General features: G+C 39.9%; 17 protein-coding genes. 9 read left to right on the forward strand and 8 right to left on the reverse strand.

What is annotated here, in order from left to right; translation table 11 throughout:
- Window positions 1–233: 233 nt before the first annotated feature.
- Window positions 234–1613 (reverse strand): chromosomal replication initiator protein DnaA, encoded by a 1380-nt coding sequence (dnaA, locus tag WC848_01815; GenBank protein ID MFA5961400.1) that lies wholly within the window; start codon window positions 1611–1613, stop codon window positions 234–236.
- Window positions 1614–2018: 405 nt separating this feature from the next.
- Between dnaA and rpmH the strand changes: the two genes are divergently transcribed.
- The 9 genes from rpmH to WC848_01860 all read left to right on the forward strand — a co-directional run bounded on the left by rpmH (window position 2019) and on the right by WC848_01860 (window position 9742).
- Complete coding sequence (rpmH, locus tag WC848_01820) at window positions 2019–2156, forward strand: 50S ribosomal protein L34 (protein ID MFA5961401.1); 138 nt, start codon at window positions 2019–2021, stop codon at window positions 2154–2156.
- 27 nt (window positions 2157–2183) lie between these two features.
- Window positions 2184–2522, forward strand: a complete 339-nt coding sequence (gene rnpA, locus WC848_01825) for a ribonuclease P protein component (protein MFA5961402.1) — start codon at window positions 2184–2186, stop codon at window positions 2520–2522.
- Between the two features lie 35 nt (window positions 2523–2557).
- Window positions 2558–3343: a YidC/Oxa1 family membrane protein insertase gene (locus WC848_01830; protein MFA5961403.1), complete on the forward strand. Its 786-nt coding sequence runs from the start codon at window positions 2558–2560 to the stop codon at window positions 3341–3343.
- Between the two features lie 63 nt (window positions 3344–3406).
- Entirely contained in the window at window positions 3407–3883 is a 477-nt protein-coding gene (locus WC848_01835; protein ID MFA5961404.1) for a R3H domain-containing nucleic acid-binding protein, read from the forward strand.
- A 194-nt stretch (window positions 3884–4077) separates the two neighbouring features.
- A complete protein-coding gene (locus WC848_01840; protein ID MFA5961405.1) occupies window positions 4078–5529 on the forward strand; it encodes a flippase in 1452 nt (483 codons plus the stop codon).
- Entirely contained in the window at window positions 5504–6370 is an 867-nt protein-coding gene (locus WC848_01845) for a glycosyltransferase family 2 protein (protein ID MFA5961406.1), read from the forward strand. Before WC848_01840 ends, WC848_01845 begins: the two co-directional genes overlap by 26 nt.
- A 1-nt stretch (window position 6371) precedes the next feature.
- Entirely contained in the window at window positions 6372–7151 is a 780-nt protein-coding gene (locus tag WC848_01850) for a glycosyltransferase family 2 protein (GenBank protein MFA5961407.1), read from the forward strand.
- 193 nt (window positions 7152–7344) lie between these two features.
- The gene (locus WC848_01855) at window positions 7345–8604 is read left to right on the forward strand and encodes an O-antigen ligase family protein (GenBank protein MFA5961408.1); all 1260 of its coding nucleotides are present in this window, start codon (window positions 7345–7347) and stop codon (window positions 8602–8604) included.
- Window positions 8585–9742 carry an O-antigen ligase family protein gene (locus WC848_01860; GenBank protein MFA5961409.1) on the forward strand — a complete coding sequence of 386 codons (1158 nt, stop codon included), beginning with the start codon at window positions 8585–8587 and terminating at the stop codon, window positions 9740–9742. Before WC848_01855 ends, WC848_01860 begins: the two co-directional genes overlap by 20 nt.
- Before the next feature lie 83 nt (window positions 9743–9825).
- On the opposite strand, the gene WC848_01865 is transcribed toward WC848_01860, so the two are convergent.
- The 7 genes from WC848_01865 to WC848_01895 form a co-directional block, all read right to left on the reverse strand.
- Window positions 9826–10971, reverse strand: a complete 1146-nt coding sequence (locus WC848_01865) for a hypothetical protein (GenBank protein MFA5961410.1) — start codon at window positions 10969–10971, stop codon at window positions 9826–9828.
- Between the two features lie 59 nt (window positions 10972–11030).
- Window positions 11031–11486 carry a hypothetical protein gene (locus tag WC848_01870; protein ID MFA5961411.1) on the reverse strand — a complete coding sequence of 152 codons (456 nt, stop codon included), beginning with the start codon at window positions 11484–11486 and terminating at the stop codon, window positions 11031–11033.
- Window positions 11487–11498: 12 nt separating this feature from the next.
- A complete protein-coding gene (locus WC848_01875; protein MFA5961412.1) occupies window positions 11499–12029 on the reverse strand; it encodes a hypothetical protein in 531 nt (176 codons plus the stop codon).
- Window positions 12030–12057: 28 nt separating this feature from the next.
- A complete protein-coding gene (locus WC848_01880; GenBank protein ID MFA5961413.1) occupies window positions 12058–12945 on the reverse strand; it encodes a hypothetical protein in 888 nt (295 codons plus the stop codon).
- Window positions 12935–15796, reverse strand: a complete 2862-nt coding sequence (locus WC848_01885) for a hypothetical protein (GenBank protein MFA5961414.1) — start codon at window positions 15794–15796, stop codon at window positions 12935–12937. The genes WC848_01880 and WC848_01885 overlap by 11 nt, the downstream gene beginning before the upstream one ends.
- A gap of 733 nt (window positions 15797–16529) precedes the next feature.
- Complete coding sequence (locus WC848_01890) at window positions 16530–17057, reverse strand: hypothetical protein (GenBank protein MFA5961415.1); 528 nt, start codon at window positions 17055–17057, stop codon at window positions 16530–16532.
- Between the two features lie 26 nt (window positions 17058–17083).
- Window positions 17084–18925: an ATP-binding protein gene (locus tag WC848_01895; protein ID MFA5961416.1), complete on the reverse strand. Its 1842-nt coding sequence runs from the start codon at window positions 18923–18925 to the stop codon at window positions 17084–17086.
- Between the last annotated feature and the right edge of the window lie 53 nt (window positions 18926–18978).

Consider the following 18978-nt stretch of genomic DNA (forward strand, 5'->3'; position numbering starts at 1 on the left):
ATTATTACTATTATTATGCAGGGGTTATTTGTGGATAACTCACTAAATTGTTTTGGACAGTGGAAAGTTAGGTGAGATTGACTGTGGATAACTCTAGTTTTTTATGTTGAATGGGTTGTGGATAGTTTTGGTGTTTTGGTGTGTGGTGTTTTATTTTGGCAGGTTATAAACAATGTTACTAGTAGGATGTTCACTAGTTTTAGGTTGTATTATAACAACTTGTCCACAGTTTATTAGTCTAATTTGTAAATTTGGTCTTTAATTTGGGAAATTTCTTCATTTAGTTTGGCATCAGTAAGGATGTTTTTGGAGATTTTTTCAAAAGCATGGATAGCAGTGGTGTGATCACGACCACCTAATTTTTCCCCAATACCGGGATAGGAAAATTCCAATTCACTCCGCAAGAGGTACATCGCCACTTGTCGGGGACGAACTATTTCTTTTTTGCGATTTTTAAGGATGAGATCAGATTGATCAATGTCATAAAAATTGGAAACCGCTTTTATGATATGCTTATGGGTAATTCCCTTTTTTATGCCGCTGGAAATTAGTTCGGATAATTGGTTTTTGGCAAAAGTGATAGTGATTTCCGTTTTGGTTAATTGAGAAGAAACAATGAGGCGGTTTAGGGCGCCTTCTAGTTCGCGAATATTATTTTTGATGTTAGTGGCGATAAAAAGGAGAGCTTCTTCGCTGATTTGTAGTCTCTCGTCGAGTACTTTTTTGCGCAAAATTGCCAGGCGGGTTTCAAGATCGGGACTGGAAACATCCGCAATCATCCCTCCTTCAAAGCGGGAACGCAATCTTTCTTCAAGGATTTGGATGGACTTTGGTGGACGGTCACTACTAAGGACAATTTGTTTGTTTAGTTGGTATAGATAGTTGAAGATGTGAAAAAATTCTTCTTGGGTTTTTTCTTTGCCGGAGATAAATTGGATATCGTCGATAATAAGGATGTCCATTTTTTGGTAATATTCCTTAAAATCATTAATTTTTTGGTTTTGCAGGGCATCGATTAGGTTGGAAGTGAAGCGCTCAGAAGTGATGTATTTTACGCGAAAAGCGGGATTTTTCTCGAGGATTTTATTGCCGATGGATTGGATAAGATGAGTTTTTCCTAAGCCTACTCCGCCATAAATAAAAAGCGGGTTATAAATTCTCCCAAGGTTTTGTGAAACGGCTGTGCAGGCTGCGTGAGCTAGTTCGTTGTTTCCACCGATGATGAAATTTTCAAAAGTATATTTGGGATTTAGGTTGTTTTCAATATTGACTATGAAAGGCTTTTTTTCGATACCTTGCTCATGTCGTTGTGGGGCAATGATTGCGTCCATCATAGGTTCTTTTCTGTTTGGTGGCGGATCTTCTTTGAGCGTAGCGATGAGGCAGGTGGCTGATTTGATGTCAGGCTGGATGTTTCGGAGAGCTCTTATGATGTAGGTGTTGTATTTATTTTCTAACCACTCCTTAGCAAAACCATTGGGAACACTAATAACCACCTTGCCATCCTCATTGGAAATGATTTTTGTGTCCTTGAGCCAGGTGATGAAATTGGCCTTGGAAATGGAGAGCTCTATTTCATTGAGCGCTGCTTGCCAGAGTTCGTCGTTGGTCATTTTCGTGGAGAATTAAATAAGAAAAGCCTATTAAAAAAAGTATAGCATAAAGCCAAAAAAGACAATATGCGCAGACGATGGAGAACCTGTTGATAAAGTGTTGATATGATTTTAAGTTAATATAAAAGTGTTAAAAAAGCAAATCTAAATTATGGCGGACTCGCGTGTTCACTAAAAGCAACCTTTAAGTCGCGTGGCCTCGTAGAGTGTGTTTCTATTGTTTATAGTCAATAAGACTTCTGACGGCTTTCTCGCGAACCCTGGCTATGGAAAAGCTTGCTTTTAGCGAACACATGAGTCCTTATTTTTATGGATGTTTGTATATAGGCTTTTTAATTGACTTTTCTGGGAATAATTGGTAAACTTTCAATTGGTTAGTTCTAACTAATTTAATCGTTTAAATAAATGAGCGTAACATATAAACCCAAGAGTATCAAAAGAAAAAGAAGCCATGGTTTTATTGAAAGAAATAGCACTCCTTCGGGAAAAAATGTGCTAAAAGCCAGAAGACGAAAGGGTCGCGCAAAATTGACGACGGTTTAATTTTCCTTAACTTTTAAAACCCAAGGGATGTTGCCAAAGAAGAATCGAATTAGAAAAGATGCTGATTTTGGGGTAATTTGTCGCTATGGGCGGACTTTTGCGGGCAAGGGATTGGTTTTAAAGGTGAGGGAGAATAAATTGAATCTGGTGCGGATCGGGGTTTCTGTTGGTCTGAAATTTTCCCGAAAAGCCGTGACGCGCAATCGGATAAAACGTCAAAGCAGAGCCTTTTTTTGTCAAAATTTGGCAAAAATTGTTTCTGGTGTTGATATTATCATAATCGTCGGGAAGGGCTGGGATGAAAAGGTGAATCCGGGAGTGGAAATTGGGCAGATTTTGAGAAAAAATGGCTTAATTAAAGAATAATTATCGCTATTTCATGAAAGTAGCGTGAAAACAAAATGGGTTCAATTTTTAATGCATTTATTTATCAGCCGATTTATAACCTGCTGATTTTTGTTTATAATGTCGTGCCTTTCCATGATTTTGGTGTGGCGATCATCTTAGTGACGGTTATAATAAAACTCATTCTTCTTCCCCTTAGTCGAAAACAAATTGAATCGCAAAAGAAAATGCAGGAGTTGCAGCCTAAAATAAAGGAAATCCAGGATAAATATAAAAACGACAAGGAAAAGCAGAGCAAGGCGCTGATGGAATTTTATAAGGAAAACAAGGCCAATCCGTTTTCTGGCTGTCTCCCGATGATTTTTCAATTAGTCTTTTTGATTGCCATTTATCGGGTACTTTTCAATATTTCTCAAAATGGACTGATGGTTGATGGTAGTCTTTTATATCAGTTTATCCACAATCCCGGTCAGATCAATCGCTTTTTCTTAGGCCTCGTCGATCTTTCCAGTATCGTTAGTTTTAATAGCTTTACTGCGGGCAATATCGCCCACGTTATTTTGGTTATTGCCGCTGCTGGCGCGCAATATATTCAAACTAAAATGCTGATGGCAACCAAAGCCAAATCGGACAAAGAAAAGGGTGTTGAGAAAAAAGACGATAAAAATCCGGACTTTGCGCAAGTGATGTCCAAACAAATGCTCTACCTCGCCCCGATTATGACATTGTTTATCGGAATTAAGTTTCCTGCCGGACTGGCGCTGTATTGGTTGGTGTCAACACTATTCATGATTGCTCAACAAGAATATCTGGAAAAGATGAAAACCCAAGTTAAATTGTAAATTTTAAATAAGCCTGAACTTTGCGCTGGGAGAGGGTTCAGCGGAGGCGGGCCGGTAAATCAGATGGAAAGAGAATTATTAGAGAAAGAAGTAGTGACAATTGTTGAGGAATTGATCGGAAAGATGGGCTTTGAAGCAACTGTGACGATCAAAAATGGCGAAGAAGAAGGGAAAGACGTGATTATTTGTGATATTAGAACAGAAGATTCCAATTTTTTGATCGGACAATATGGTTTAAATTTACAATCATTGCAGCATATCGTGCGGGTGATGATGCGAAAACGCATCGAGGAGCCGGTTAACTTTATTCTCGACGTCAATTCTTATCGGCAAGAAAAAAACGAATCAATTGTGCGTTTGGCGAAAAACTTGGCCGAGGAGGTGGTGGCAGGTAAAAAAGAGATTGTGATGCGACCAATGACCGCCTATGAAAGACGGATCGTGCATATGGAACTTTCTAAAAATGAGCTAATAAAAACAGAAAGCATCGGCGAGGGAGAGTCCAGAAGAATCGTAGTTAAGCCGATGGAGCTAGCTTAAGACGTTTAACAAATAAATAAGCCTCCTCGCCCTCCGGGAGAGGATGTCACGAGCACGTGACAGGTGAGGGCAAGGGCAATAAATTATAAACAATCCGAGCTAAGCTGGTTTTTCTTTGATGTTGAGCCCTTTCCCTCATCCGGCCTTCGGCCACCTTCTCCCTAATGGAGAAGGGGATATTTTTTTTAATCTTTATGGTTATTGCGAGAAAAATAGCCTATAACGTGCTGGTCAGTAGTGTTTCTAAGGTGCTTTCGACCGCTTTGGCTTTAGCAGCGATCGGTTTTATTACGCGCTATCTTGGCAAGGGTGGGTTTGGTGATTATGCGACGGTTTTGGCCTTTTTGTCCTTCTTTTCAGCTATTTCTGATTTGGGGTTATATCAATTTTCCACGCGAGAAATTTCCCGTCCCGGCGCAGACGTCGAGGTGATTATGGGCAACGCCTTTTCTTTGCGGGTGATTTCATCGCTGATAATTTTTTTCTTTTCTTTCGTTTTGGTTTTCTTCTTGCCTTATTCTGCTGGGGTGAAATATGGCATTATTGTGATTGCTGCTTCATTTGTTTTTTCTTCCGGTTACCAAATTCTTAATGGCGTGTTTCAAAAAAATCTGGCAATGGATAAGATCGCTATCTCTGAGCTTTTGGGTAAGGTAGTGCAATTAGGCATTGTGATTTTGGCGGTAAAAATGCACCTAGGCTTTTCCTGGATCATTAGCTCCCTTTTGTTCAACATGTTAGTTAGCTTTTGCTTGGTTTATTTTTTGTCGAGGAAATACCTAAAATTGAGTTTTCGCTTTAATTTTGCCTATTGGAAGTGTTTTCTTACAGAGTCTTATCCGATCGGAGTGATGGCGATCGTAGTGTTTATTTATTTCAAGGTGGACACGATTTTGCTTTCTATCATTAAGAGTAACGCCGAAGTGGGAATCTACAACGTCGCCTATAAGGTATTGGAAAATATTTCTTTTTTTCCTTCAATGATTGTGGGGTTGATTTTTCCGATAATATCAGCGCATATTTTTAGTGACAAAGCGAGATTTGCTGATATTTCTAACAAGACAGTTAAAGTCTTTATTTTGCTTACCGTGCCGTTGATTGTCGGCATTCTTTTCCTTTCTAGCGGACTCGTCCGGCTGATTGGTGGCTCAGGTTTTCCTGAGTCAGCCTTGGTTTTGCGCATCCTAGTTTTTGCGATGGCGGCCATTTTTTTCAGTAACCTTTTTAACGCGATTTTGATTGCTGGAAACTTACAAAAAAAACTGATGTATGTCTTGTCTGGCGCGGCCATTTTTAATGTTTTAGCTAACTTAGCTTTAATTCCGCTTTTTTCCTATGTGGCCGCCGCTTCAGTTTCTACTGCCACGGAAGTGCTTGTGGCGGTTGCCACCGGATATCTCGCCTATCGACAGTTGCATTATTTTCCGGTCGTAGAAAGGGTTGGCAGAATTTTTTTGGCGGGAGGTGTGATGGCGGCGTTTTTGTTTGTTTTCAGGTCTAGCAATTTTTATCTCTTGGGCTTTGGTAGCGCCGTGGTTTATTTTTTGGCCATCTGGGCGCTTCAGGCCGTGGAAACTTCTGAGATAACGAGCATAATTAGTAAGCGCGGTGTGAAGGAGTATGAACAGCCAATTTCCGAAAGTTAATATTGTCGTTTTGAATTACAACGGAAAGAGTTGTCTGAAGACATGTCTTACTAGTCTTTTTTGTTTGGATTATCCTAATTTTGAAGTGGTTGTAGTGGATAATAATTCGACTGATGGATCACTTGAAGATGCAAAGCTACGCTTTTCTCGAGTAACATTCATTAAAAATGAGGAGAACATAGGCTTTTCCGCTGGGAACAATGTGGGGATAAGATATTCTTTGGAAAAAATGGCTGAATATGTCTTGCTTTTGAATAATGATACGGAAGTGGAAAAGAGTTTTTTGGCTAAATTGATCAATAGCGCTTCAAACAATGCTTCCGTGGGAATTTTCAGTCCGCTGATTTTTTCTGGCGATGGCAAGGCCGTTTGGTTTTCTGGTGGAAAGATTGACTGGCTGCGAATGAAGTCTTTTCATCGCAATGAATTTTTGAAACAAAATTATATTGACTCGGATGTTATTTCCGGTTGTGCGATGCTTGTCCGCGCGGAAGTGTTCAAAAAAATCGGCCTTTTGGACGAAGACTTTTTTCTTTATTGGGAAGATGCAGATTTTAGTGTGCGAGCGAAAAGAGCTGGCTTTGAGCTTTTGGTCGTGGCTGATGCGCAGATCCGTCACTGGGAAAAGAGCGAAAAAGCCAAGATGAACAAGGTTTATTGGCTGGTGCTTTCGGGACTGCTGTTTTTCCAAAAAAACGCATTATCATGGCCTACTAAGGCCTGGATTTTTATTTATGTAATTTTACGACGGCTAAAAAATTGGAATGATGTGCGGAAAAATAAGACGGAGATAAATACCGCGGTACAAAAGGCCTATTTGGACTTTAGACGGCTTAAATAAAATGAAGCTATCGATAATAATTGTAAACTATAAAAGTCGGGCATATCTGGAAAAATGCTTGATTTCAATTTTTGCGAAAATTGATGCGGGCATCGATTTTGAGGTTATCGTAGTTAATAATGACGCAGAACAGGAAATAGTGGCTCTGACTGAGGCTTTTCCCAAGGTGCGGGTCATGCAAAATCAAAAGAATAGTGGCTTTGGTAGTGCTAATAATTTTGGGGCGAAAGAAGCAAAGGGCGAGGTGTTATTTTTTCTTAATCCGGATACGGAAGTTTCATCTGGCAAAATCTCCTCCGTGCTAGAGGAATTTTCAAAAGACGTCGACCTGGGCATCTTAGGGGCAAAACTGATAAATCCTGATAGCACGGTACAAAAATGGATTGCAGGAGGAGAAGTGAGTCTTTGGCGGATCATTGGAAACAACTTCTGTATGATAAGAGATAAAAAATATTGGCAGAGTTCTGAGGAAACTAGCGTTGCCTGGGTGGCGGGAACGGCGATGTTTGCCAGAAAAAAGCTTTTTTTGGAGCTCGGTGGCTTTGATGAGCAATTTTTTATGTACTTTGAAGACACTGATCTTTGTCGACGTATGCGACTTTTTGGCAAGAACGTGCTTTATTTCCCCGCTTTTTCTGTTTTGCACCACGGTGGAAAAAGCTTTTCTGAAAAAAATAAGCAAAAAAAAGCCTATTATTTGTCGCAAGAGCGTTATTTCAAAAAGCATCGTGGAAATTTTGAGTTTTTGTTACTGAGGTTTTTGCGGTTTTTTAGTTTTTAATGTTTATATCCCCTTCTCCCTCCGGGAGAAGGTGGCCGTAGGCCGGATGAGGGAAAGGGCGTTTGAAAAAAAATTCTCTATAATATAACGCTTATCGCAATTAATATTACCCTTGCCCTCACCTGTCCTTCGGACATCCTCTCCCGGAGGGAGAAGAGGCTATAAAGAAAGTTTTCTAGTATTAATTCAAATAATGTTATTTAAACTGTTTCTAATTTTTTGTGCCTACTTGCCTTTTCAGTTGGCGCTTAGTCCAAGTGCCGGTGTTGATTTGGCTAGTGCACGAGTGTTTATCTTGGTGCTGTTTTTTGTGTGGCTGGCCGAGGGACTCAAAAGTAAAAAACTCCAAATAGGAGAGAATAAGGCGAATTTTTTTCTGATCAGTTTTCTGTTTTTAAATCTATTGTCTCTAGCTGTGGCGAAAAATACGGACTGGTCGCTCCGCAAGCTCTTGTTTCTGTTTTCTATTTTTCCGCTCTATTTCGTCGCAACAAACTTGCTCGATACGAAAGAAAAAATGGAAAAAGTGGTCAAATATCTTGTTTGGGGTGGATTTTTTGTGGCCAGCTTGGGCATTTTGCAGTTTATTGCTCAGTTTATTTTTGGGCTTGACGTGACGTATCAGTTTTGGGCAAAATTTATTTCTCCGCTTTTTTTGGGGCAAAATGTGACGGCGGCAGTGCTCAAAAATCCCAGCTGGCTGGTAAATATTTCAGGGGCGACCTATTTGCGCTCAATTGCCACTTTTCCCGACCCGCATATGCTAGCATTTTTCTTGAGCATGCTCGTTCCCTTCGCTTTTGGATTGTTTTGGCAAGCAAAAAAAAAGAGCCACTTGTTAATTTTTACTACAATTTTATTGGCCGATCTGCTGACTTTTTCTCGTGGCGGATATTTGGGATTATTTGCCGGTGCGAGCGTGGCCTTTTTGTTTTTGTTAGCTAAACTTAAAGCTAAATATAAAATAAGGGTGATTGTTTTTGCTGTTTTTTTGGCGGTTTTACTGATCATTCCTGGACCGATTTCTGAACGATTTTTCTCTAGTTTTAATCTGAAAGAAGGTTCGAATCAAGGCAGAATAGAAACTTGGGGAAAAGCGGTGGAAATAATTTCCAGTCATCCTTTTTTTGGCGTCGGTATTGGCAACTATCCACTGGAAATTAGCGCGACGGCGGATTATCGCGACCCAATTTATGCTCATAGTAATTATTTGGATATTGCGGCAGAAACTGGCATTTTCAGTTTATTGGCTTGGCTGGGATTTTCCGGCGCACTAATTGTGGTATTTTTAAAAAAAACAAAAGATGTTTTATTTTTTTGCGCGCTGATTAGTATAATAATATTTTCCGCGCACGCTTTAGTGGAAACGTCACTTTATTCGCCAGTTGTTTTGCCCTTATTTTTAATCATTGCTAGTTTTAGCAACGTGGCCTATGTGGAAAAAAATACTTAATTTGGAAAAGTTAATTTATCTAACTATTCTCGCGCTTCCTACGTATCTTTTGCGTTTTAGGGTGCTTAGTTTTTCCGTCAGTACTCTGGACTGCTTGCTCTTACTTTGCATCGCGTGGTGGCTCATAATTTATCGCAAGGAGCATTCTGGTAAGCTATTTTTCAAAAAATGTAAGTTTTTTATTTTTTCTGGTGGAGTCATGCTTTTTGGTCTTTTCTTTTCAGTCTTGGTTAATAAAAATTATGTGCCAGGAGTGGGAATATTTATCAGCTGGTTTTTATTGCCGATATTTTTTTCTCTAGTTGCTAGTTCTGTTATTTCATCAGAAAAGCGAAAAAACATTTTTCTGGCTTACTATTTTTCGGCTTTCTGTGTGGCCTTAATTTCTTTGGTTTACTATTTCTTCGGTTTTGTGACTTTTGATGGCCGTCTCCAGGGGTTTTTCAACTCACCAAACTATCTGGCAATGTGTCTGGCCCCGGCAATTTTTATCGGCTACGGATTGTTTTTTGAGCTAAAAAAGCAAAAAAATATATTTTTATTTTCTGGCGCTAGTATTGTTTTAGTGGTGTATTTGACCTATTCTTATGCCAGCTGGATCGCTATTATTATTTCTTTGGGGATTGTTCTTGCGCTAAAGCGCGAGATGAGTTGGAAAATTAGCTTGATGGGTTTTTTAATACTGGTGGTTTTATTATTTTCACAAATGACGACAAGCAAATTTTCCGCGCTGGTTAGCTATGATAGTCGCTCATCGCTCGCTTCGCGGTTGATGATTTGGCATTCGGCGGAAAAAATGCTGGAGCGGCATTGGATTTGGGGTATCGGAGCGGGTAATTTTCAAGAAAAATATCTGGAGAATCAAAAATATTTCCCACCCTATCTGGAATGGGCGGTGCCTCATCCGCACAATCTCTATCTAGCCTTTTGGCTTTATGGTGGGATTTTTGGTTTGATCGGGTTTTTGATGTTAGTTTATTTTTGGTTTTTGAATCTTTTTATGGTGCAAAAAAATCCCCAGCTAAAATTGATCGGGCTGGGGGTTATGGTCTACATCTTGCTTCACGGACTGGTGGACACGACCTATTTTAAAAACGACCTGGCGGTCGTCTTTTGGCTTTTGTTTTCTGTGATCTAATAAATTACGCCCAGCCTAAAAACAAACTTTAAGCATGGAAAAACTTGCTTTTAGGCTAGGTGTAAGTTATTTTTATCCAATAATTAAAGGGTAATTCGGTAGAGTTTTCCATCTGTGCGGTTCACAAAAAACAAGATGCTTTCATCTGCATTGAGAAATAGTTTGGTGGCATCATATTCGCCATTGATTTTTTCTAGGTCGATGATTCTGTTTTTTTCTCCCGTTACCGTGTCGATTTTCCAAAAAGTATCGGCTGTATGGAATTTTTCTTGATCGTAATCATTCGGCATTATGATGTTGGCAGGGATTTTTCCTGGCATGGCGCAATAGGCCATCTTATTGTCTTTAAGCCAGGCGCACTTAGATGTGAGAGTAGGAAAATTCAAATTTCTAAATTCTCCCCCATTGGAGTTAATGATAGCGAGTTGGATTTTTGTTCCAGCTTTGGCATCAGAGTGGCTGACGAGTGCAGCTGTCCCATCTTCATTCCAAAGGTAGTCTGCTCCAAAAAAGCCATTCAGAAGGCTTTTCTTTTCTCCTCCGATCACAGGAACAGAGCTGAGGTTAGTCTCAAAAAGAGCGTCTGGCTTATTCCAGAAAGAAACTAGGCTACTTTTGGGAATTTGAGCGATAGAAATATTGGGAAAATCTAGATCAGCTAATTTTATCCAATTGGTTCCATCAGGATCCGAAATGTCCAGAGCTGATTTTTTAGTAGCAGGATCATAATAACGGTAGAAAATGCGATTTCCGGTGTTTTGCCAAGTAACTTGATCAATATTATCTCCTAGCGGTAAATTTCTTTGTTTTGTGTAATCGTAATAGTATAATTTAATTTTTCCGGTAGAGATAAATTTTGTAATTACCTTGGTTTTATCTGGCGACCAATAAACATCACTTAGTCCGATCAGTTCTTTGTTGGAAAGAATCTTTTTATTATTGCCGTTAAAATCTATTTGATAAACTTCGCCGTTATTTTTAGCGTAATAGTCAATAGCGCTTAGGCTATTATTTAGGATTGGAGAAATTACTGCTTCATCGGATATAACGGTGATTGGGTCGGCGCTGACTTTTGGAGGAACAACGACGGGTGGTACGTCAGGGGCTTTTTTTTCCACTGAAGTGGTGTTGATTGGATTTCGGAATGCTAGGTTATAGATGCCAAAAAACAAAAGTGCGACACAAAAAAAGGCCAGGGATGTAAAAAAAATTTTCTTGTTGATCGACATGGGATAAAAAAGTTATTTTTTCATGCAGCTACCTGCTTGTTATGGCAGACAGGCGTGATTTATTTGGTGGTTGCAGTGCTGGTGGTTGAACAAGTGAAGGAGTGCCAATTTTTATCTTGCTCCAGTCCAAGGTTATAACCCCCTGTTCCGCTTTTGGCAGAAAATATCCAAAGCGTGACGTTGACGATTAGCCAGGCACCAAGAGTTAAGGCAAAACCGATAACAGCGCTTGTGATAAAGCTTTTTCCTTGCGTAGTAAGCTTCGGATCCCCCGATGACACAATAAGTATCACTCCAGCTATGCAAATAGCAGTGATTGCGAGAGTGATAATAATCGTCATGCCCCAGTCCATTAGATTTTTAATCCCAATGATCAGGTGGCAAAGCGTACAGGGGTCATTTGCGCCAGTACCGCAAGGGACAATTCCAGCTGCTGAAGCGAAATGAGTTGCGCCAAAAAACAAAGCAAGGAAGGAAGATAAATAAGCTAATTTCTTGAAGGTATCTTTTTTCATCACATTTTTAAATTAATTAGGAAATTCTGTTTCGCCAGGGCAGAAGCTTAATCCATAATTTCCTCCGCTGGCAGTTTCATTGACAGTTGGCGGAACGGTAAGGGATACATTTAGTTGACAAGCTTGATCTTTGGTGATGCCTAGTATATCAAGAAAATCACTCTCTGCAATTTCTCGCGCTTTTTGGATGTTTGGATCCATCATGGCAATAATAAATCCCTGTTGTTTTGGATAGTAGGCCATGTAATAATATTGGGTATTTTTGAAATTTACTCCATCAAGATCTAGCGGTTTGGCATCAGGCAATTTGTAGATATTATTGACCGCAACTGTTCCGGTCTGGGTTGCTATTGTAAAAGTATCAATTGCTGTTGCTGGTTTTTCTCCGTGGATTATAGGCAATTCTTTTTTAGCAGTGTTTTGGTTTGTTTCTGGCTGATTATTGTCCGTTTTTTTGTTTTTTTGCGAAAGCCAGAATAGCAGGATTGATGTAATGGATAACAGGAGGATGATGCCAAAAAAAATTTTTCTTCTTGTGCTCATAGAAATAGGTTGAGTTTTAGCTTAAAATTTAAAATCCACATGTCTTATTGCTATTCTCCCAGGTATTATATTTATTTCCACTATGTTCTTTATAGAGCTGACAGGCAGCGGTTATATTTCCGCTTCCACTACAATTGCTGTCGACGCAAGACTGGTAGCTCGTTCCGGCTCCGGTGCATTTAAAACTCGCGCAACCCTTGATCGGATCTCCTCCAGTGAAGGCATTCTTGCCTTTGCATGTACAGGTCATATTGACTTGCAGCGCTCCACAAGAGAAAGACGTTCCATCAGTGCATTTATCCACTTTGCTCATAGTAGGCTTTCCGGCGCTATCAACATCGACACCTCCACTTTCCTTATTGCAAAGTGATGAAATTTTAGAAAGATCAGCCATTCCGTCAAAGCAACTTCCTGTTAACGAATCAACCGAGCAAGGACCGCTCGTTACGGGTTCGCATTTTCCAGTTCCAGCGCTTCCGCCTGTTCCCGTACCTGTCCCTGTCCCTGTTCCTGAGGTTGTATTGCTGCCAGACTGGCTCAATGGCACTATATTAACTAGATTTGGATTGATGGTATATAGGAGAACGTAAGAAGTGAGAGCAAGTATAACACCAGCAATAGCATCAAAGATGATTTCCTTGGCCTTTCCTACTCTGCTAGTGTTTCCAGCGCTAGTGATGTACATGAAAGCGCCGATGGAAATCATGAAAACTGCTGAAATGCCGACCATCCAAAGTCCAAATTTATAAATTGCTAAAATATAGCCTTCGTAGGAGGTGATATTGCTAAATCCAGGAATTTCTTCCATCGGGGTGTAGGAAAAGCTTGATGCGTCAGCTAAGACAAGACTAGGCAAGAAAAACATGAAAAGGGCTGATGCCCAAAAAAAACTTTTTGGTTTTGTTTTAAAATTCATCAATTTTTGTTTTAGGCAATATGAAAAAAACAATTTTTAGCGCTAAAATAATTGCTATGCCGGAAAGAGCGACGCGGAAAAGAAAAGCGATATAAGTTGGAATACCAGAGGAGACTGTAGCAAAAATTTTCTTGGGGGATGTGCCGTTTTTTGCTAATGGGCCAGCGCTGGTTACAGCAATTTCAATGTTATGCGTCAAGGTTCTCTCATAAAACCCATTATAACTGATATTCCAATACTTGTTAAGCGCTTCCCTGGTAGCGTTAGTCGGTGTGTATGTGGTAGAAAAAGAGACAAGATAGGTCTTTCCGGTTTCTTTCTGCGGTAAGGTTAATTTACCATAGTTTGTCGTATCGATGGAGTAGCCATAGCTTGCAGCATTATCGGCGTTAATATCTACTCCATCAATATTCCATACATAGGGGCAACTTGATGGTACCCCCACTGAGTCGTTGAAGTCTTTTATTCCATCTGTTCCAGAAAATACAGGAGTAAGAACGATGTTATTATTAGTTAACGCCTGGAATACTGTTTCGCTACGGTCTTCATAAGCAACATTATTAAAATCATAGTAATTTCCCAGTAGCAGTCCCTTGCATGTCTGATTGCCGGAAGCGTCGTGATTATCAGTGTCAAGTGGCACAATCTTAACATCTGGCGTAACAACCTTAAAGACTCTTGTCAGGCTAAATTTCTCGCCAGTTTCAATATTAAGCATCGACAGTTCTATGTTATATTGACTGCCGGCACTTCCAAGGACAGGAAAGTAGGTTCTTTCTGTCGCTTTATCGTCCTTAATACATCCATAAAAGTTTTCATCTGGACAGATTTGAGTTTTTCCATTGATTGTCCAAAGAAAGTCGCTATATTTAGTGCCTGTGTTATCAACAGCTAAGGTGATTATTTCATCTGGCGCTACTGCGCAGACTGACTGGGGCATGGGATCAGCATCTTCATTAGTAGGATCAATGAAGAGGCATCTTTCTTGAGCGACGGGTATTGGCGCGGCTGGATCGCTCCCATCAGCATTTGGAATGATCAATAGTTTATTATTGTTTGTGGTGACTCTTGCTGTATAGACCCTTATTCTTTCTTGTGATGAAAAAATGGGAAGGATTACATTGGCGTGTCCTTCTCTGCTTCCGGCGTCTCCTTCTAAGGAATCATTGACAACTGCAACAACCTTGAGATATTTAGGAATAATATTATTGGTGAAGGCATTTCCTGAAAAATCAGAATCCTTGAAGTTCAAATTGAACTTAAAGGTATTTATTCCCAGACCGGAAGTTGATGTAGAGCCGTCCAGGATGTCCTTGGAGAGAGGGGACCCCCAATCATCAGGGTTGGGTTCATCGCTACCATAAACTGTCCAGGTATAATTAAGGTAGGTGTCATTTGTCGCATTTGTAGCTGTTGCGGTAAATGAAAGTTCATCGCCATTTCCCTTGGGATCCCCCTCGACATAAGTGCTAGGGAGAGGATTGGAATCATTATTGGGATTTTGTGGTAGATATTCTAGACTAACATCCAGTTTTTCCGTTGCGCCTCCACCTTCAGACGGGGTAATGAGATTTTGATAAAGACAATCATTCATATCGCCTGAATCCATGTCCGTCATAGTGATCGAAACATTTTCCTCATCTAGTCCTGAGCAATTTGCTACTCCATTTTCGATGTCGCTTCGAGAGCAGGTATTAGTTGTAGTGGTTTCGTCAGATATGGGATTGGTTGCGAGCAGGCCGGGGTCGGTGCCAACATAGGTCACTACAGTATGGGTTGTGGTTGTTGTCCTTATCGTAGCTGTGTCAGCAATTTGAGTGCCATCTAAGATATCTTTTGTTGTTGTGGTTGTAATTGTTGTTGTGTAATCAGTAGTTGGCGTATTTAGTCTTGTTTCTGTATCTGGTCCTGTTGTTTTTGGGTATCCAGTATCCTCTCCGAGATTTGTCGGCTCACACTTATTTTCAGTAAAAGCCCACATTGTTTTATATGATGAGTCAGCGTCTTGAGTTGATTGGATCGCAACACCTTCTACAACAACACCCACCTTATCTCCGGTTGTGTATGGAAAGGAGAATGTATTTTCACCAAGTCCGGTGACATTGGCTTCGTCCGGGTTTCCAGTTGTGGCAGTGTCATTATTATTTGGGTCAGTACGCCAAAATTTTTCCTCGCTTTTATTGAATTGACCATCCCCAGTTGTATCACTGGGCGCATTGGGAAAAAAATGATGGCAATCCACTTCGTAGTCATCGCCGGAAGAAACATCACGGACATAACATGAGGCGGGTTTTTCTCTTTGGTCATCGCCACCAAAAACTGATTCGTATCCGTCATCGTCAGCATCCTTAGAATAATCGGCATTTTGCCAATCAAAATCATTATCCACGATGATTCGCATCGCCTTAATCTTGTAATCTTCAATATCGACTTCTCCATCATCATCTAGGTCACAATCCTTATTGTAACTATAATCTTCATCAGGAGTCTTCTTGTCGGTACATTTTGCACCCTTAAGATACCAGGTAAAATAGAGATTGTCGATTGAATTCGTGAAATATGTTGGCATGGCCGTGGCAGTGACCGTTTCTCCTGGTACGGGATCTGCAGGGTCAAAAGTAACAGAAACCATCGGAGGATTGATTTTCCTTCTGCTGACATTCATTGTTTGGATACCATTTTTCAATTCATTCTTATCAATACCCAGTTCGCCAAAAACTGAATCCATGAGTGACATTGGGTTGCCAAGCGAAACACCAAGTAAATCTGCGTAAACCGGCAAGGCTGTCAGTGAAAAGACATTGACAACGATCAAAAGAGTGATTATCGTTTTTTTTAGATCAAGTTTCATTTGGTTAGGTAGATGATAAATGTATCTAGAATTATTATAACAAAAAAACTCATAAAATACGAATAAAAAAAAGATTTTGTTTTATAGGTCAAAAAACCTCCCGTGATTGAAAGGATAATGAGGGGTAAATTTTGCCATGAAATGTTTTTGGTGATGATAAGTGTTGCAAAGAAAATAGCTGCTTGAATGGCTATCGACCAGTGAGCTATTTTTTTGTCAAAAAGCAAAAGGATAAATCCTTGGAAAAAAAAGCTGAAAATAAAAATACTGAGGTTGACAAGTACTAGTTCATAAGCGGAAAAAAGCCAGAAGTTATTTTTCAGAGAATCATTTAATATATAGCCTGTCTTGAATTGGGTAAACATTGTCAATAAATAGAAAAGCACGAGAATGCATAGACATATGCCTATTCCCCAGCGGAGAGCTAAATTTTGATTTTTAAGATTCCATCCAAAATATGCAAGATCTTCTCTGAGAATTATTTTTATATAAGCGATTGGGAGTAGAAGAAGAAAAAAAAGACTTTTTGTGATTGCTTGGGCGGAATTTTGTGCGGGAAAAATAAAGACGGAAAAAAGGCAAAATAAGGCAAAAACAAGGCTGATGAACAACTCCTGATCGGTAGAAAAAAATTCTCTTTTGATTTTAGTCATTATTTTTCTGTGCATTCTGATTTATATTGAATTTTTATGCCTAGGACGATTTTTCTTGAAAGATATCAGAAAATAGATATTTAGGCGTTATAGTTAGATATTTCCTCATCTTTTTCTGCTTGTGTGGATTTTTTTTCAGCACTAGCATCTTTTCTCTCTTGTAAAAGGAATACATAAATCAAAACAGTGGAGAGTGTTTCCATCGGCAAAAAGTTTAATCCAGGAAGAAACTCGATCAAATTTCCCAAAAGCAGTGTTGTGGCCTTTTTTTTCCCGAAATAGTGCGATTCTCCGCAGACCAGCATTGCTGCGACTGTCAGTATGAATGTGAGGGGGGTCAGTATTGTTCCGATGATTCCCAGGTCAAAAATATCCTTAAGTAGCGCCATCGTAATGGCAGTTATGAAAAAAATATCTCTAGTTTCTATGAATCCGATCAAAGAGGCTGCTGAAGCGATGTTTTTTGATAGCTTTTTGATGCTAGCTTTCGGCTTTCCTTCCCCTTTTTTCGTTTGCTTTTTTTCTTCTTCCGGCGGAGTTTCTTTTTTTTCTTGGCTGCTCTCTCTTTCCGCTTCCAGTCGCCTCTGGTTATCTTCTTCTTGAGACATACTTGGTTATTAATTTAAAATTCTACTTATGCTTCTTCGCTCAGTTCTTTTTTGGCCCTTTCAATGTCCAACAGCTGAGATGGGTCGGTTGTGATAATCTGATCTTCAGAGTAGGAGGCGACAACCTTGATTGCAACATGGTTTGTTCCGGCAAAAAAAATACCCTCTCCAACATTGCTTTCTAGGAGTAAAAATTTTTCTTGGTCGGTGAGATAAAAAGTATCAGTGATGACGTCAATGCCAGCAGGGGATTGTTTTAAGAGCAGTTGTAAGGAGGAATTGGTCACAATTGCTTTGCCATATCGGGAAGAAAGAAAGTCATTGACATCCTGAGTGATTGTTGTGAGGCCCGTGTAATATTTGCGGCAACGCTTGGCGATACCAAAGAGAAAGGAGGCCGCATCTTCATATTTCATCATAACCCAGGCCTCATCAACCAGCACTAACCTTTTTTTCATATTTGTGCGCATCTCGTTCCAAATGAATTGCAGAATGATATACATAGCTACCGGGCGCAATTCTTCCTCCATGTCGCGAATATTGAATACGACCAACTGATTGTCCACCTTGATGTTGGTTGTGTTATTGAGAAAACCGGCAAAAATTCCCTGGGTATACTTTTCCAGACGAACAGCTAAAACCTCTCCACCGTCCAGGCTACGCAGTATTTGGTAAAGATCAGACATTGTAGGAAAGGAGTCTTTGTTGAGTGCATTTAAGTTTGTCTCACCAGTGATATCTTTGATGCTGTAGGTTTCGTGGATAGCCCGATCTAAAACAGAGTCTTCCTCTGGCGTTATTGATCCAAGCATGATATGTAACAGTCCTAGCAGGTTGGCAATATTATTGCGCAAAATATCTTCTGGATCTTCATCATCGCCTACCTTTGGCAAGTCAAAAGGGTTGAGATGATTGGGAGAGTTGAGTGATATTTTGATAAAAGTTCCTTCAACAGTATCACAAAGATGTTTGTATTCATTTTCTGGGTCGATAATGATAACATCTGTCCCTACCATCATTGAGCGCAAAACCTCTAATTTGACGGTGTAGCTTTTTCCAGCACCAGACTTGGCAAAGACGACCATATTAGCATTTTCCATTTGAAAGCGGTCAAAAATAATCAGGCTGTTGTTGTGTCGGTTGATGCCATAAAGGATTCCGGTGTTTGAGGATAGTGTGGATGAAACAAATGGGAAAGTGGTAGAAAGCGGAGAGCTGTTCATATTTGTCCCGATATCCAGTTCATCATTTGCTAATGGCAAAGAGGAATTAAATCCCTGTTCTGATTTGAATACGGCAGGTTTTATATAGACTAGTTGAGCTTCTAGGATTGCCTCAATACTTTTAATGTTCTTTGTAACTGCATCTTCATTGTCTCCATAAGCTGTTATGTAGAGGGCGAAACGGAAAAACTTTTCAGTCCCCTGCTGGAGCTTATCACGCAATTCATCGATGTCTTGTTGGGCGGTTTCCAACGCTGGATCGCGGATCAATCCCTTATTTTGTTCAATCTGGATTTCAGATTCGACTTGTGTCGCACTTTTTTTTAAAGTTTTTAGGATATCATAGGTGTCGACGGGATGGATGAACATGGAAATGTCAATCGGCATATCAATATTGATGATTGGAGAAAACCAATTGCTGTGCAGATAGCGTGGATAAGCGATAACAAAAATGGTCTGTGCGATTGTTTCTCCTACGCGGATAGATTTGGGCATGATCTGGATTGCGGCAGGCGCAATTATATCATTGAGCTTAGCTAGCCCCTCTTGGTAATACTTTTCTGATTCCAATATCTCATCTTGTGGTTTGGTTGGTTGGTTTGATGAAATATCAGTCGAATTTTTTTTGGCGAATGGGTTAAACATTGATGTTTGTGGTTTTATTTATATTCCCTTTATCTCTCGAGAGAGGTCCATTT

This window comes from Parcubacteria group bacterium (assembly GCA_041659505.1).
Lineage (GTDB): Bacteria > Patescibacteriota > Minisyncoccia > Moranbacterales > UBA2206 > UBA9630.